This is a genomic window from Bradyrhizobium sp. dw_411 (genome assembly GCF_018449695.1).
In the GTDB taxonomy this organism is placed as follows: domain Bacteria; phylum Pseudomonadota; class Alphaproteobacteria; order Rhizobiales; family Xanthobacteraceae; genus Bradyrhizobium.
In genome coordinates this window covers 104,430-120,089 of sequence record NZ_JAAVUY010000014.1, presented here as the reverse complement: position 1 = coordinate 120,089, position 15,660 = coordinate 104,430, and the positions used below count along the sequence as shown (strand labels likewise).

11 protein-coding genes are annotated in these 15,660 nt (G+C 62.8%); 4 read left to right on the top strand and 7 right to left on the bottom strand.

Annotation, left to right across the window (positions count from 1 at the left end; translation table 11 throughout):
• Nucleotides 1-18: 18 nt before the first annotated feature.
• Entirely contained in the window at nt 19-1,740 is a 1,722-nt protein-coding gene (locus HB676_RS23275) for an outer membrane beta-barrel protein (protein ID WP_218625826.1), read from the top strand.
• A gap of 193 nt (nt 1,741-1,933) precedes the next feature.
• Here the strand turns inward: HB676_RS23275 and HB676_RS23270 are convergent, their stop codons facing one another.
• On the bottom strand, nt 1,934-3,391 hold the full coding sequence (locus HB676_RS23270) for a glutamate synthase subunit beta (RefSeq protein WP_213740723.1): 1,458 nt from the start codon (nt 3,389-3,391) through the stop codon (nt 1,934-1,936).
• A 157-nt stretch (nt 3,392-3,548) separates the two neighbouring features.
• Nucleotides 3,549-8,300, bottom strand: coding sequence for a glutamate synthase large subunit (gene gltB / locus HB676_RS23265; protein WP_213740721.1), 4,752 nt, complete (start codon nt 8,298-8,300; stop codon nt 3,549-3,551).
• 445 nt (nt 8,301-8,745) lie between these two features.
• Between gltB and HB676_RS23260 the strand changes: the two genes are divergently transcribed.
• Nucleotides 8,746-9,483, top strand: coding sequence for a hypothetical protein (locus HB676_RS23260; RefSeq protein ID WP_213740719.1), 738 nt, complete (start codon nt 8,746-8,748; stop codon nt 9,481-9,483).
• Nucleotides 9,484-9,607: 124 nt separating this feature from the next.
• Here the strand turns inward: HB676_RS23260 and HB676_RS23255 are convergent, their stop codons facing one another.
• Nucleotides 9,608-10,090, bottom strand: a complete 483-nt coding sequence (locus HB676_RS23255; protein ID WP_213740717.1) for an Hsp20 family protein — start codon at nt 10,088-10,090, stop codon at nt 9,608-9,610.
• 237 nt (nt 10,091-10,327) lie between these two features.
• Here HB676_RS23255 and HB676_RS23250 point away from each other — a divergent pair, with 237 nt between their 5' ends.
• The gene (locus HB676_RS23250; protein ID WP_213740715.1) at nt 10,328-11,275 is read left to right on the top strand and encodes an alpha/beta hydrolase; all 948 of its coding nucleotides are present in this window, start codon (nt 10,328-10,330) and stop codon (nt 11,273-11,275) included.
• A gap of 4 nt (nt 11,276-11,279) precedes the next feature.
• Here HB676_RS23250 and HB676_RS23245 read toward each other — a convergent pair whose 3' ends face one another.
• Both HB676_RS23245 and HB676_RS23240 read right to left on the bottom strand, forming a co-directional pair.
• Entirely contained in the window at nt 11,280-11,972 is a 693-nt protein-coding gene (locus HB676_RS23245; protein WP_213740713.1) for a hypothetical protein, read from the bottom strand.
• 120 nt (nt 11,973-12,092) lie between these two features.
• The gene (locus HB676_RS23240) at nt 12,093-12,848 is read right to left on the bottom strand and encodes a sulfite exporter TauE/SafE family protein (protein WP_213740711.1); all 756 of its coding nucleotides are present in this window, start codon (nt 12,846-12,848) and stop codon (nt 12,093-12,095) included.
• Between the two features lie 94 nt (nt 12,849-12,942).
• Between HB676_RS23240 and HB676_RS23235 the strand changes: the two genes are divergently transcribed.
• Nucleotides 12,943-13,833 carry a LysR substrate-binding domain-containing protein gene (locus HB676_RS23235; protein WP_213740709.1) on the top strand — a complete coding sequence of 297 codons (891 nt, stop codon included), beginning with the start codon at nt 12,943-12,945 and terminating at the stop codon, nt 13,831-13,833.
• Between the two features lie 8 nt (nt 13,834-13,841).
• On the opposite strand, the gene HB676_RS23230 is transcribed toward HB676_RS23235, so the two are convergent.
• Together HB676_RS23230 and hisN are read right to left on the bottom strand one after the other, a co-directional pair.
• On the bottom strand, nt 13,842-14,810 hold the full coding sequence (locus tag HB676_RS23230; protein WP_213740707.1) for a tripartite tricarboxylate transporter substrate binding protein: 969 nt from the start codon (nt 14,808-14,810) through the stop codon (nt 13,842-13,844).
• A 13-nt stretch (nt 14,811-14,823) separates the two neighbouring features.
• Complete coding sequence (hisN, locus tag HB676_RS23225) at nt 14,824-15,606, bottom strand: histidinol-phosphatase (RefSeq protein WP_213740705.1); 783 nt, start codon at nt 15,604-15,606, stop codon at nt 14,824-14,826.
• Between the last annotated feature and the right edge of the window lie 54 nt (nt 15,607-15,660).

Genomic DNA, 15,660 nt, shown 5'->3' with positions numbered 1-15,660 from the left:
TGGAGTATTTAAATCGTGATGTCGGGTCCAGCAACGGGCCGCCGTAAGCGCGCAGTGACGTTCCGCGCGCTATTGGCATGCCTTGCGCTGATAGGTCTGGATAACTTTCCGGCCGCGGCCCAAACGATGACTTCCGACCTGTTCCGGCCCGCCCCCGACGGCTTCATGAGCCCGCAGGATTCGCCGCTGCGCAAGGTCGGTGCCAATACCGACAAAACGGGGGATGCCGCCGACGATGCGCGGCTCCGCGACAAGGACCTGCCCGCACCGTCGCGGATCGGCAATATTCCGACCTACGGCCTGCCCGCCGCCAGCGGCGCATCGGACTCTGGTTTCGATTCGCTCAACCGCACCCGCAAAAAGCCGAAGTTTTATCCCGGCCAGGCCAAGCCGAAGCCGCCGGCGGGGCCCGGCAGTCCGGCGCCGCTGACGGTCGCGCCGGCGCTTAACGGCCGGGTGCGGCTGTCGATCCCGCCATCGGAGTCCGCCAACAAGACGCCATTGCCGCCCGCGATGGCCGGCACGGTCACAGGTCAGCCGCCTCGCAAGCGCCTCAAGATCGACGACGATCCGTTCGGCCCGGTCGGCGATTACGTCGGCAGTTTCCTGGTCAAGTCGGCGCTCGAACTTCGCGGCGGCTATGAGACCAATCCCGGCCGTCTCCCTCATGAGATCGGTGCGCCGTTCTGGGTGGTCGCGCCGGAGTTTCTCGCGGTGTCCGACTGGGAGCGCCACGCGCTGGTCGCCGACCTCCGGGGATCGTTCACCGGTTACAGCAACAGCATGCCGGCGATCGTCGATGGCGCGGTCTCGCCGTCGCCGACCAATGTCAACCGGCCGGATTTCACCGGCCATATTGACGGCCGTATCGACGTCACCCAAGACACCCACATCACCTCGGAAGTGCGCTTGCGGGTTGCGACCGACAATCCCGGCAGCCCGAACATCCAGACCGGCCTTGCCTCTTATCCGGTCTACACGACGCTCGGTGGCACCTTCGGCATCGACCAGAACTTCAACCGCCTGCAGGTTTCGGCCGGCGGCACCGTCGACCGCACCGTCTATCAGTACTCGACGCTCACTGACGGCACCACCTCGAGCAATGACGACCGCAACTTCAACCAGTATGGCGGCGTCGGCCGCATCAGCTACGAGTTGACGCCGGGGGTGAAGCCGTTCGCCGAAATCGAGGGCGATACCCGGGTGCATGATCTGGCGATCGATCGCAATGGCTTTGCGCGCGATTCCAATGGCGGTTACGCCAGAGCGGGTACCTCGTTTGAATTCTCGCGGCTGTTGACCGGCGAAATCTCGGTCGGCTTCGCCGAGCGCAATTATGTCGATCCGCGCCTCGACCGGCTGCAGGGCCTCTTGACCGCGTCGTCATTGACCTGGACCGCGACGCCGCTGACCACGGCGAAATTCTATTCCACCACCTCGATCGACGAGACCGTGGTGGCTGGCGTCTCCGGCGTGCTGACGCACACTTATACGTTCGAAGTCGATCATGATTTCCGCCGCTGGCTCACCGCGATCGGCAAATTCACCTACGGCACGCTCGACTATCAGGGCGACGGCCGCAACGACAAAACCTATTCGTACGAGGCCGACCTGATCTACAAGCTGACCCGCAGTCTCTGGATCAAGGGCACCCTGCGCCGCGACATTCTTGATTCCAATATCGCCGGCGCTAGTTCGGCTTCGACGGTGGTGATGCTTGGGGTAAGGCTGCAGAATTAGGTGGGCGCTGCCCGCCCAACGCGTCGTCATGGCCGGACTTGATCCGGCCATCCATCACCTTCGAAAAATGTTCTTGGGAAGATTGATGGATATGCGGGTATAGGTGAGCGGAAGCGACGCCGTCCTTTGGACGGCTATGCCCGCGTATAACACTGAAGGTTGTTCTGCGCGCGATGCCTGCCGAGAGGAAAACCTACCTCGGCAGATTCGTCGTCCCCATCAAAAACTGATCGATCGCGCGGGCGCACAGCCGGCCCTCGCGGATCGCCCACACCACCAGCGACTGACCGCGGCGCATGTCGCCGGCGGAGAACACGTTGGGGCGCGAGGTCTGATAGTCCGCGGTGCTGGCGCGCACATTGCCGCGCGGGTCGAGATCGACGCCGAGGGTTTTGAGCAGACCCTCGTGCACCGGATGCACGAAGCCCATCGCCAGCAGCACCAGTTCCGCATCGAGGTCGAATTCGGTCCCGGCGATCGGCTTGAACTTGTCGTCGACCTGCACGCAATGCAGCTTCTTCACCTTGCCATCGGTGCCCGAGAATTTCTGCGTCAGCACCGCGAACTCACGGCGTGCGCCTTCGGCCTGGCTGGAGGAGGTGCGCATCTTCAGCGGCCAGTTCGGCCAGGTCAGTCCCTTGTTCTCATGCTCGGGCGGTGCGGGCATGATTTCGAGCTGCGTCACCGACAACGCGCCTTGACGGAACGAAGTCCCGATGCAGTCCGAACCGGTATCGCCGCCGCCGATCACGACGACATGCTTGCCGCCGGCCAGGATATCTTTCACGCCGCCGAGCGGCTCGCTGGAGACGCGGCGGTTCTGCTGCGGCAGGAAATCCATCGCGAAGTGAATGCCGGCGAGATCGCGGCCGGGGATCAGGAGATCGCGCGCGGCTTCCGCGCCGCCGGTCAGCGCCAGCGCGTCATATTCGCCAAGCATCTTGCGCGGATCGACCGCATTGGGCGACGTGCCGCCGACCGGCGCGCCATAGTGGAACGTCACGCCTTCGGCTTCCATCTGCGCCACACGGCGGTCGATGACGTGCTTCTCCATCTTGAAATCGGGAATGCCGTAGCGCAGCAGGCCGCCGGCCTTGGCGTATTTCTCGAACAGATGCACCTCGTGGCCGGCGCGCGCGAGCTGCTGCGCGCAGGCCATGCCGGCCGGGCCGGAGCCGACAACCGCGACCTTCTTGCCGGTCTTGGTCGCCGCGATCTCCGGCTTGAGCCAGCCATTGTCCCAGGCGCGATCGACGATCGCGCATTCGATGGTCTTGATGGTGACCGGGTTGTCGTCGATGTTGAGCGTGCACGAGGCTTCGCACGGTGCCGGGCAGATGCGGCCGGTGAATTCCGGGAAATTGTTGGTCGAGTGCAGGTTGCGCGAGGCTTCTTCCCAATTGCCGCCATAGACCAGATCGTTGAAATCGGGAATCTGGTTGTTGACCGGGCAGCCCGGCGTGCCCGGCGCGACCGCGCCTGTACCGTGGCAATAGGGAATGCCGCAATTCATGCAGCGCGCGGCCTGGTCGCGGGTTTCTTTCTCGCTCAGCGGAATGACAAACTCGCGATAATCCTTCACACGCTCCGTCACCGGCGCGTACTTCCGGTCGTGGCGGTCGATTTCCAGAAAACCTGTTACCTTGCCCATTAAAGCCAGTGCCCCTGAACCCTGTCCCGGTAGCCGGGATATATCTTCTTCACGACCTCATCCTGAGGAGCGGCTTTGCCGCGCCTCGAAGGATGAAGCCCATTGTGCATTCATGGTTCGAGACGGCGCAAGCGCCTCCTCACCATGAAGACCTAAATCAAGCTCCGATCGCGATCTTCGGTTCAGCGTCGGCATTCGCCTTCATTTCCTTCAGCGCGCGGCGATACTCTACCGGCATCACCTTGCGGAATTTCGGCAAATAAGTCTTCCAGTTCGCCAGAATGTCAGCGGCGCGCTTGGAGCCCGCCAGCTTGGCATGGCGCGTGATCAGGATGTGCAGCCGCTCGACATCGGAATCAAGCAGGTTTTCGAACACATCGACCCGGCCATGGGCTTCGAGATCACCGGTGTGATGGTAGGTGTTCTCGTTGATCATCTCTTCCGACAACACCGGTTCGAGATCGACCATCGCCATGTTGCAGAGCTTGGCGAAGTCGCCGGCCTCGTCCAGCACATAGGCAATGCCGCCGGACATGCCGGCCGCGAAGTTGCGCCCGGTCTTGCCGAGCACCACGACGATGCCGCCGGTCATGTATTCGCAGCAATGATCGCCGGCGCCTTCGACCACGGCGACCGCGCCGGAGTTACGCACTGCAAAGCGCTCGCCGGCAATGCCGCGGAAATAGCATTCGCCCTCGATCGCGCCGTACATCACGGTGTTGCCGACGATGATGGATTCCTCCGGCACGATGCCGGAATTGTGCGGCGGCTTGACGATGATGCGGCCGCCGGACAGGCCCTTGCCGACATAGTCGTTGCCTTCGCCCTCGAGTTCGAAGGTGATGCCGCGCGTCAGCCAGGCGCCGAAGGCCTGGCCGGCGGTGCCCTTGAAGCCGACCTGGATGGTGTCGTGCGGCAAACCCGCATGGCCGTAGATCTTCGCGATCGCGCCGCCCAGCATCGCGCCGGCACTGCGGTCGGTGTTGTTGATTTCCATCTCGAACTTGACCGGTGCGCCGCGGTCGATCGCGGCCTGTGACTTTTCGATCAGCCGGCGGTCGAGCACGGCTTCCAGATGATGGTCCTGGTTCTGGGCGTGATAGATCTTCTGGCCGGGCAGTTCCTTCTGGCGCACGAACAGTTTCGAGAAGTCGAGCCCCTTGGCCTTCCAATGCGCCACCAGCGTCGACTGGTCGAGCATCTGGGTCTGGCCCACCATCTCGTTGAAGCTGCGATAGCCGAGCGCGGCCATGATCTCGCGGACTTCCTCGGCGACGAAGAAGAAATAGTTGATGACGTGTTCGGGCTGGCCGGTGAAGCGCTTGCGCAACACGGGATCCTGGGTTGCGACGCCGACCGGGCAGGTGTTGAGATGGCACTTGCGCATCATGATGCAGCCGGCCGCGATCAGGGGCGCGGTGGCGAAGCCGAATTCGTCGGCCCCCAAAAGCGCGCCGATCACAACGTCGCGTCCGGTGCGGAAGCCGCCATCGACCTGCACCACGATGCGGCTGCGCAGCCGCTCGCGCACCAGCGTCTGGTGGGTCTCGGCAAGGCCGATCTCCCAGGGGCTGCCGGCATGCTTGATCGAGGTCAGCGGCGATGCGCCGGTGCCGCCTTCGAAGCCGGCGATGGTGACATGGTCGGCGCGCGCCTTGGCGACGCCGGCCGCAACCGTGCCGACGCCGATTTCGGAGACCAGCTTGACCGACACCAGACCGTCCGGATTGACGTTCTTGAGGTCGTAAATCAGCTGCGCCAGATCCTCGATCGAATAGATGTCGTGATGCGGCGGCGGCGAGATCAGGCCGACGCCCGGCGTCGAATGCCGCACGCGCGCGATCACCGCGTCGACCTTGTGGCCGGGCAATTGGCCGCCTTCGCCGGGCTTGGCGCCCTGCGCCATCTTGATCTGCATCATGTCGGAGTTGACGAGATACTCTGTGGTGACGCCGAAGCGTCCGGACGCGACCTGCTTGATCGCCGAGCGCATCGAATCGCCGTTCGGCATCGGCTTGAAGCGGTCGGATTCCTCGCCGCCTTCGCCGGTGTTGGATTTGCCGCCGATCCGGTTCATCGCGATCGCCAGCGTGGTGTGGGCCTCGCGCGAGATCGAGCCGAACGACATCGCACCGGTGGCAAAGCGCTTGACGATGTCCTTGGCCGGCTCGACCTGGTCGAGCGGCACGGGCTTGCGCTTCTCGTCCTCGGCGGTCTTGATCCGGAACAGGCCGCGCAGGGTCAACAGCCGCTCGGACTGTTCGTTGAGAATCTTCGCGAACGCCTTGTAGCGATCCAGTGAATTGCCGCGCACCGCGTGCTGCAGCGTCGCGACGGATTCGGCGGTCCAGGCGTGATCCTCGCCGCGGGTGCGGAAGGCATATTCGCCGCCGACATCGAGCGCGGACTTGTAGACCGGGGAATCGCCGAATGCGTCGGCGTGACGGCGCACGGTTTCCTCGGCAATCTCGGCAAGCCCGACACCTTCGATGCGGGTGTGGGTGCCGACGAAATATTTCGAGACGAAATCGACCTTGAGGCCAACGGCGTCGAAAATCTGCGCGCCGCAATAGGACTGGTAGGTCGAGATGCCCATCTTCGACATCACCTTCAACAGGCCCTTGCCGATCGACTTGATGTAGCGCTTGACGATTTCATAGTCTTCGAGCGAGGCCGGCAGCCGGTCCTTCATCGCGATGATGGTCTCGAACGCGAGATACGGATTGATCGCCTCTGCGCCGTAGCCGGCGAGGCAGGCAAAATGATGGACCTCGCGCGGCTCGCCGGATTCGACGACCAGCCCGACCGACGTGCGCAATCCCGTGCGGATCAGATGATGATGCACGGCGGCGCAGGCGAGCAGCGAGGGAATCGGAATCCGGTCCGAGCCCGCCATGCGGTCGGACAGGATCACGATGTTGATGCCTTCGCGCACCGCGGCTTCCGCGCGCGCGCACAATTCGTCTAGCACCTGCTCAAGTCCTGCCGGTCCGAGGCCGGCATGGAAGGTGGTGTCGAGCGTGCGTGACTTGAAATGGGTATCGGCGATCTCCGAGATCGAGCGGATCTTTTCCAGGTCCGCATCGGTCAGGATTGGCTGGCGCACTTCGAGGCGCTTGGTGCCGGCGACGCCCTCCAGATCGAACAGGTTCGGCCGCGGCCCGATGATCGAGACGAGGCTCATCACCAGCTCTTCGCGGATCGGATCGATCGGCGGGTTGGTGACCTGCGCGAAGTTCTGCTTGAAGTAGGTGAACAGCGGCTTCGGCTTGTCCGACAGCGCCGAGATTGGCGTGTCATTGCCCATCGAGCCGTGGGCTTCCTCGCCGGTCGACGCCATCGGCGTCATCAGGATGTTGATGTCTTCCTGGCTGTAGCCGAAGGTCTGCTGCCGCTCGAGCAGCGGCAGGTTCGAGCGCATGCCCTTGGTCGGCGCGTCCGGCAGTTCTTCCAGCACGATCTGGGTGCGGTGCAGCCACTCGCGATACGGATGCATGCGCGCCAGCGACGCCTTGATCTCGTCGTCGGGAATGAGACGGCCCTGTTCGAGGTCGACCAGCAGCATCTTGCCGGGCTGCAGCCGCCACTTGGTGACGATCTCGTTTTCGGGAATCTTCAGCACGCCCATTTCGGAGGCCATGACGATGCGGTCGTCCGACGTCACGAGATAGCGCGCCGGCCGCAAGCCGTTGCGGTCGAGCGTGGCGCCGATCTGGCGTCCGTCGGTGAAGGCGATCGCGGCGGGGCCGTCCCATGGCTCCATGATCGCGGCGTGATATTCATAGAAGGCGCGGCGCTGCTCATCCATCAGGGGATTGCCGGCCCAGGCTTCCGGAATCATCATCATCACGGCGTGCGCCAGCGAGTAGCCGCCCTGCACCAGGAATTCGAGGCCGTTGTCGAAACAAGCGGTGTCGGACTGGCCCTCATAGGAGATTGGCCACAGCCGGCTGATGTCCTTGCCGTACAGTTCGGAATGCACCGAAGCCTGCCGCGCCGCCATCCAGTTGACGTTGCCGCGCAGCGTGTTGATCTCGCCGTTATGCGCCACCATGCGATAGGGGTGCGCCAGCGACCAGGCCGGGAAGGTGTTGGTCGAGAAGCGCTGATGCACCAGCGCCAGCGCGCTCTCAAAATCGGGCTCGTGAAGGTCAGGATAGTAGCTGCCGAGCTGGTCGGCCAGGAACATGCCCTTGTAGACGATGGTGCGGCACGACAGCGACGCCGGGTAATAGCCGGCGAGACCGCGGTCGCGGCGCTGGTAGATCGCCTGCGAGATCGACTTGCGCAGGATGTAGAGCCGGCGCTCGAAGTCCTCGTCGTTCTTGATATGCGCGCCGCGGCCGATGAACACCTGCATGTTGGCGGGTTCGGTCGGCTTGACGGTTTCACCGAGCGAGGAATTGTCGACCGGCACATCGCGCCAGCCCAGCAGCGTCAGTTGCTCGGCCTTGATCTGGTCGGTGATGATGCTCTGGATGACTTTGCGCCACGCCTTTTCCTTCGGCATGAACAGCGCGCCGACGGCATATTCGCCGGGCTGCGGCAGCGTGAAGCCGAGCTCCTTGGTCTTGCGCGCAAAGAAGGCGTGCGGAATCTGCACCAGGATGCCGGCGCCGTCGCCGGCGCGCGGATCGGCGCCGACCGCGCCGCGATGCTCAAGGTTGCACAGAATGCTGATCGCGTCGGACACGATCTGATGCGACTTCTTGCCTTTGATGTTGGCGATGAAGCCGACGCCGCAGGAATCTTTTTCGAGGCTGGGATCGTAGAGACCTTCAGCGGGCGGGCGCCAAGTATGCTCGCGAGTGTGCTCGTGCATGGGCGCGATGTCCGCCGGTTTGGAGGCCGGGGCCACCGACAGCGCATTTGCCACGATGTTGTCGCGCTCGAACTCCGACCCGCTCATCTCAGTCCTCTCAATAAGGCAAAGGGCCTCACCGTCATTGGCGCACCTTGGGCGTTTGCGGCACCCACCGGGCCACCGCTCGTCCTCCGCGAGCCGCAAATTTCCTAAATTCAGGCCCGGGCGTTCAGTGTCCCCCGAACGGCCGTGCCCTTAATCTTTTGGCGTCTGGACGCCAACTTTGCGTTGCAATCCCTGTGCCGGGTTTGCTGCCGCAATTGGGACAGTTCTACTGTCCTAACTACGACCATGCCAAATTTTTTTCTAGCACACAAGCGCGTGAAAGTCGCCGGTGGCCCTGCGTCAGGCGCCGATCTCCTCGCCCCGGATTTGAAGCAAACGCGCCGCGATCCGGCCCAAGGACCGCCGGATTTCGCAATGAAATTCCGGCCGGGACAAAAGGGCGAAAACGCTCTGGGCAGTGGGGCATGACAGGAGCGATGACGTGATGAAGCTGTTCACAGGATGGGTCGTGTCGGCCGGGTTGGTTTTCACGGCCGCAATCGCGCATGCGCAGGGGGCCGCGCCCCAGGGAACCGACGGCTCGCCTTATGTGGCGGTCACCGACGTAGGCGGGCCCTATGCGGCGATGCCGCCGGAAGCACCCGCGCCGGGCTATGGATATGGCAACGGCCCGACATTGCTGCCGCCGCAGGAGGTCTACACGGTGGTCCGCGAGAACGGCTTTTCGCCGCTCGGCGTGCCGCGCCAGCGCGGCCTGTTCTACGTGATTTCAGTGGTCGACCGCGGCGGCGATGACGGCCGGCTGGTGATCGATGCCCGCAACGGGCGGATAGTCCGCTTCATGCCGGCGTACCGGACGGGCTACAATTCCAACCAAGAAGTGCCTGTGATCTACGGATCGAGCAGCGCATTGTCGCCGATGGGCAACGCCAGAGGCGTGCCGCGGCCGCCGGCCTTAGTGCCGCAAGTGGCGAGCCGCACGACGTCAGTGCCGCTGCCGAAAGCGTCGCCGCTGGACGTGAAGCCGCTGGCGCCGAAGCTTTTCACCGACAAGCCCGCGACAGACAAACCGGCTCCGGCGCAGCAATCGGCCGCGGTGCAGGCGAAGCCGGCGGATACGGCGCCGGCACCTCAAGCCGCTGCCCCCGCAGCCGTCGAGGCAAAGCCCGCGCCGCAGATATTGCCGACGCAGGAAATGCCGAAGGCGCAGGGGTTGGAGTAAGGCGCAACATCTTCGATGTCGTCCCTGCGTTTAAAGGAACGACGATCATCCTAATCGCGACAAAAAACGCCCCGGTTTCCCGGGGCGTTTGCGTCAGCAAATATCTGCTGAAACCGAACCGTGTTTAAGCGGCGGCTTTCTCGGCCGAGCCGTCGACTACCTGCGGATGCGGAGCCGGTGTGGTCGAGGAAATCGGAATGCTGCGGGGTTTCTTGGCCTCGGGAATCTCGCGTACGAGATCGACGTGGAGCAGACCGTGCTCAAGCGAGGCGTTTTTCACCACCACGAAATCGGCAAGCTGGAAAGCTCGCTCGAAGGCGCGCGCCGCGATGCCGCGATAGAGCACCTCGGATTTGTCCTTGCCGTTCTCATTGGCGGATTTCTCGCCCTTGATCGTCAGGGTGTTTTCCTTGGAGACGATCGAAAGCTCGCCCTGAGAGAAACCGGAGACCGCGACGCTGATGCGGTAATCGTTCTCGCCGGTGCGCTCGATATTATAGGGGGGATAGCCGGGGCTGCCGTCCGCGGTGGCCTGGTCGAGCAGCGAAAAGAACCGGTCGAAGCCGACGGTGGAACGGTAAAACGGGGTGAGGTCGTAAGTACGCATAGGATAGTCCTCCATTGAGCGACTGGTTTAAGTGAACCCGCCCGCCATCGGGCCGGGCTTTCGTCTGTGTGCAGCCTTGAGTGCTCCGGTTTCCCGAAACGCTGGTAGCGGCCTGCACGAAGATGATATGGGAGGGGTCAAAGCGCGTTCAAGAGAGGGGAAGGCCGCCCTTTTTTGACGCCGTTACCCTTTGTCTCCCCTTGATTTTCAGCACCTTTCACCTATCCGGTTCCGCTCATGACGCTTGTGTCGATTCCCGCCAATCCAGTTCCGGAAAACGTCGTTTCCGGCATGATCAAAACGCCTGATGGCGCGGAATTGCGGTTTGCGCGCTGGGCGCCGCCGACCGGTCGCAAGGGCACGGTCTGCGTGTTCACCGGCCGTAGCGAACAGATCGAAAAATATTTCGAGACGGTGCGCGATTTGCGCGATCGCGGTTTCGCGGTGGCGATGATCGACTGGCGCGGGCAGGGCCATTCGTCGCGGCGTCTGCGCGATCCGCGCAAGGGCTATGTGCGCGATTTCTCCGATTTCGAAATCGATGTCGAAACCTTCGTGCAGCAGGTGGTGCTGCCGGATTGTCCGCCGCCCTATTTCGCGCTGGCGCATTCGATGGGCGGCTCGGTGATGTTGCGGGTCGCACATGCCGGCAAGCGCTGGTTCGACCGCATGGTGCTGTCGGCGCCGATGATCGATCTGCCCGGGCGCGCCACCTCTTTCCCGGTGCGTACGCTGCTGCGCGTGCTGCGGCTGGCCGGGCAGGGCGGCCGCTATGTGCCCGGCGGCAGCGACGTGCTGACCGGCGCGGGTTCCTTCATCAACAATCCCCTGACCAGCGATCCCGTGCGCTATGCCCGCAACGCCGCGATCATCGAGGAAGACCCGACGCTCGGCCTGGCGTCGCCGACGATCGCCTGGGCCGATACGGCGTTCAGCGCGATGCATGGTTTTCGTGCCGTGAATTACCCCCTGGAAATTCGCCAGCCGATCCTGATGCTGGCCGCCAGCAACGACGCCGTCGTCTCGACCGCGGCGATCGAGGAGTTCGCCTATCACCTGCGTGCCGGAGCGCATCTGGTGATTGCAGGCTCGAAGCATGAAATCTTGCAGGAGCAGGACCGCTACCGCGCGCAATTCTGGGCTGCTTTCGACGCCTTCGTGCCGGGTACGCCGCTGTTCAAGTAAAGGGCTACGACCCGGCTTTCGCTTGCGCGGCAAACTCTTGCATGTGCCGCGGCAACACGGGAGCGGTCTTTGCCATGCCGTTCATGGTTTCCAGTGCCAGCCTGATGGCGACAGCGTTGTCGATCGCGGAGCGCGTAACGGTCAACGCCTTGATCAGGGTTATCGACGAAGCGGCAAATAAAGCGTCCGTCGGTATCGGCTGCTTACCGGTGATTCCGAGTGCAACCTGCCGAAGTTCAAACGCCGAGCGCAACGGCGGCACCTGCGGCAGATGAGCCGGTGAAAGTGATAGAGGAACGTATCCCCATTGTGCCGGCGACGCGCCGTGACCGAGACCCTTGGCGAAATTCTCATAGATCTGCGCGATGCCGGGAAACGTTCCGGGGGGCCAAGCGATTTCCCGTGAACGTGTCAGCAGATTATATAAGGTGCCAAATGCGCTCGTTACCGGAACATCCTTCCACTCGGTAACATTGCCGGATAAGACGGCATTGATTTTTTGGGAGAAGACTCTCTTTCCCGGCGTGAACGTGCTGTTGTCGAAATCAAAATCGGCCGCCTTGCGCATGCAAATTTCGCCGGCGAAAGCCGCGGCTGCGGAGATAAAGTCCTCGCAGCGAGTGCCTTTCGGACTGCGTGCCATTTCTCCGGCCATCTTAAACAGAGCGTTAGTGAGGTCTGTGATCAGTTCCGGCATGGGTGTCATCCGTTGTTTTCAGCAGAACAACAGCATCGAAGGATTAAAAAAGCCTTGGTCCGGAATTCGACAAAAAACACCTAACAAGAATGAAACAATTTCGATCAACGCCGGTCTGATTCAGCCGCGTTCGATATTGTAGATCGCGCTGCCGACCAGGTAGATCCCGAGAAAAATCATCGCGATCAGGAACCAGCGGCGGAACGTGTCCGGCTCCATCCGGGTGCGGACCGCCTGCCCGATAAACATGCCGGCAAAGGAGGTGGTCAGCGCGATCACACCCGGCATCGCGGTCGCGGCGCTGAGCAGGCCCGCTGTGGTGAGGTTGAACGCCAGCGCCAGCGTCGCGACGGTGAAATACACGCCCAGCGCCTGCACCAGTTCGTCTTTCTCCATCCCGATCGACTGCATGAACGGCATCGATGGCACGACCTGAACGCCGGTCGCGGCGGAAATCACACCGGTGATCACGCCCACGATCCCGCCGATCCACTTTTCATTCGATGGGGCGACACTGAAGGTGAATTTGCGAAGGCTGATCGTGGCATAGATCGCCAGCAAAATGCCGAGAATGATGGTGCCGTAACGCGCATAGGGGCCGGTCAGCATGTCGCCATTGAGCCAGATGCCAAAGGCCGTGCCGAGCATCAGAGGCCACAGCCGGATGATGATGTTGCGCAAATAAGGGCCGACGAAAGTCTGCCAGATATTGGTCACGATCGCGGGCACGATGACGATCGCGAGCGCCTGCGACGGCGGCATCGTGACCGCGAGCAGGCCCATCGACACCGTGGGCAGGCCGAGCCCGATCACGCCCTTGATGAAACCCGCCAGCAGGAACGCCGCGGCAATGAAGATCAAAAGAGATTCGGCCATAAAGTCACATTGACCGATCCGCATGATCGGCACAATCTGGAGGTTACAGACCCAGCCTTCGGCCATAACGAAGGCAGACGGTACGAGAACCGCCATGCGTTTCGATCTGGTTGACCTTGGGCTGTTTATCGCGGTGGCGGATAGCGGCAGCATCACGCAGGGGGCGCTACGCGCCAATCTCGCGCTGGCGTCCGCGAGCGCCCGGATCAAGGGCCTGGAAGATGCGATCGGCATTCCGCTGCTCAAGCGCCGCCGTCGCGGCGTTGAACTGACCGCGGCGGGCGAAAGCCTGCTCGGTCACGCCCGGATCATCCTCCACAATATCGATGAGATGCGCGGTGATCTCGCAGCTTACGCCAGCGGTGCCAGGGCTAGTGTGCACCTGCTCGCCAACACGTCGGGTCTATCGGAATATTTGCCGAAAGCGCTTGCGGCATTCCTGCGCGAACATCCCGACATCAATATCGATGTCGAGGAGCGCGAGAGTGTCGATATCGCTGCGGCGATTGCTAGCGGTGCGGCCGATCTCGGCTTTGCCGCCGAGCATGCGCTGCCCGATCATTTCGAGCGGTTTTCGTTCGGCGAAGATCGCCTGGTGCTGGTGGTGCCGCGGCGCGGGAATTTTGCCGGCCGCCGCCAGATCGATTTTACCGACGTAACGGATCGTGACTTCGTTGGATTGACCACCTCGACCGCGCTTCAGGGCCATATCGCCAAACATGCCGCGCGGCTCGGCGTGCGCTTGCGCGTCCGGGCGCGGCTGCGGGATTTCGATGCGATCTGCCAGATGGTGGCATCGAGCGTCGGCATTGCGGTGGTGCCGGAAGCCGCCGCGAAACGGTGCGCGCAATCGATGCCGATCTCGATCATTCGAATCCGGGACAGTTGGGCCAACCGGAAACTCGTGATCTGCGCCCGCAGCTTCAAGACGTTACCGCGACCGGCGAAGCTATTGGTGGAGCATCTGCGCAAGGCGGCGCAGTAGCGCGGCTCTCACTTCTCCGTCGCGAGCCCGGCGTCCTTGATCACCTTTGCCCATTTTGCGGTTTCGGTGCCGATGAAATCGTGAAAATGCTCAGGGCTGTCGCCGATCAGCGTGGCGCCCTGGCTGGCGAGTTTTTCCTTCACCTGGGGATCGCGCATCGCCTCGGTCGCGGCCTTGTTCAGGATGGCGACGATGGCCGCAGGCGTGCCCGCGGGCGCCACCAAGCCGTACCAGTTCTCGATCTTGAGATCGGGCATGCCGGCTTCGGCGGTGGTCGGCACGTCCTTGGCGGTTGGCGAGCGCTCCGGCGAGCCGATTGCGATCGGCTTCAGCTTGCCGGATTCGACCTGCGGCAGGATGATCGGCAGGTCGAGAAACACCATCTGCACCTGACCGCCCAACATATCATTCACGGCTGGCGCGGCCCCTCGATAGGGCACATGCACGATGTCGATCTTGGCGGTCAGCTTCAGCAATTCGCCGGCCAGATGCGGCAGGCTGCCAGGGCCGGAGGAGGCAAAATTGAGTTTCCCGGGCTGCGCCTTGGCCAGCGCGACCAGCTCGCTCATATTTTTGGCCGGAACATTCTCGGCGACAACAAGCATTTCCGGAACCGTTGCGACCAGCGTAATGGCCTGCAAATCCTTCATCGAATCGTAGGCGACTTTTTCCATGCTCGGGCTGATCGCGAGCGCGCCCGCGCTGGAAAGCGCGATGCTGTAGCCGTCAGGTTTGGACTTTGCCAAAACATCGGTCCCGAGCACGCCGCCCTGTCCACCGCGATTGTCGATGGTGATGGGCTGCTTGAGCAGTTCCGCCATGCGCTGGGCGACCACGCGCGAGATAATGTCGCTGGGGCCGCCGGCCGGAAACGGCACGATCAACCGGATCGGGTGGTCGGGAAAATTCTGGGCGACGGCCGCCGCCGGCAACAGCAGCAGCGATAATCCCGTTGCCAGTGCGCTCAGAATTCTCATGCGAGGCTTGCCTCTAGCTGTTGAGCAGCTTGATCGCTGCTTCGTGTACCCGCGGATCGCCCGCCGCAACGATGCGGCCGCCGCTTTGGGCGGGCTTGCCGTCCCAGGTGCTGACGACGCCGCCGGCGCCGGTGATGATCGGAATCAGCGCCGCGATGTCGTAGGGTTTCAGTTCGGTCTCGATGACCAGATCGAGATGGCCGGCTGCGAGCATGCAGTAAGAGTAGCAATCGCCGCCGTAGCGCGTCAGCCGCACCGCCTGCTCGACCCGGCCGAAGGCAGCGCGGTCGTCATTGTTCATCAGCAGCGGGCTGGTCGTGAACATCGTCGCATCCTGCAGCGAGGCGCAGCGCCGTACCGCCAGTTTTCGTTCCCCGGTCGATCCCGAATAATGCGCCGAGCCGTTGTCGCCGGAAAAGCGTTCGCCGATAAAGGGCTGGTGCATCATGCCGAACACCGGCGTGCCCTTGTGCAGCAACGCGATCAGCGTGCCCCAGATCGGAAAGCCCGAGATAAAGGATTTGGTTCCGTCGATCGGGTCCAGCACCCAGACATATTCGGCGTCTTCGCGCTCGCTGCCGAATTCTTCGCCGACGATGCCGTGCTGGGGGAAATTGGCCTTGATCAGCCGCCGCATCACCGCTTCCGCGGCACGGTCGGCTTCCGTCACCGGATCGAAATCATGGGCCGTGCTCTTGTTGTCGATGCTCAGCGACGTTCGGAAGAATGGCAGGATGGTTTCCCCCGACGAGGTCGCGAGGCGGCCGATGAAGGCTGTAAAATCAATGACCGTCACGGCGATTCCTTGCAGTGGAGCGAGGCGGAGAATGGCGAATGATGTGGCTCCTGC

Bases quoted from the DNA above. Each gene is read 5' to 3' on its own strand.
- HB676_RS23250 (WP_213740715.1), top strand. From the start codon at position 10,328: ATGACGCTTGTGTCGATTCCCGCCAATCCAGTTCCGGAAAACGTCGTT.
- HB676_RS23240 (WP_213740711.1), bottom strand. From the start codon at position 12,848: ATGGCCGAATCTCTTTTGATCTTCATTGCCGCGGCGTTCCTGCTGGCG.
- HB676_RS23255 (WP_213740717.1), bottom strand. From the start codon at position 10,090: ATGCGTACTTACGACCTCACCCCGTTTTACCGTTCCACCGTCGGCTTC.
- HB676_RS23235 (WP_213740709.1), top strand. From the start codon at position 12,943: ATGCGTTTCGATCTGGTTGACCTTGGGCTGTTTATCGCGGTGGCGGAT.
- HB676_RS23270 (WP_213740723.1), bottom strand. From the start codon at position 3,391: ATGGGCAAGGTAACAGGTTTTCTGGAAATCGACCGCCACGACCGGAAG.
- HB676_RS23230 (WP_213740707.1), bottom strand. From the start codon at position 14,810: ATGAGAATTCTGAGCGCACTGGCAACGGGATTATCGCTGCTGCTGTTG.
- gltB (WP_213740721.1), bottom strand. From the start codon at position 8,300: ATGAGCGGGTCGGAGTTCGAGCGCGACAACATCGTGGCAAATGCGCTG.
- HB676_RS23245 (WP_213740713.1), bottom strand. From the start codon at position 11,972: ATGCCGGAACTGATCACAGACCTCACTAACGCTCTGTTTAAGATGGCC.
- HB676_RS23260 (WP_213740719.1), top strand. From the start codon at position 8,746: ATGAAGCTGTTCACAGGATGGGTCGTGTCGGCCGGGTTGGTTTTCACG.
- HB676_RS23275 (WP_218625826.1), top strand. From the start codon at position 19: ATGTCGGGTCCAGCAACGGGCCGCCGTAAGCGCGCAGTGACGTTCCGC.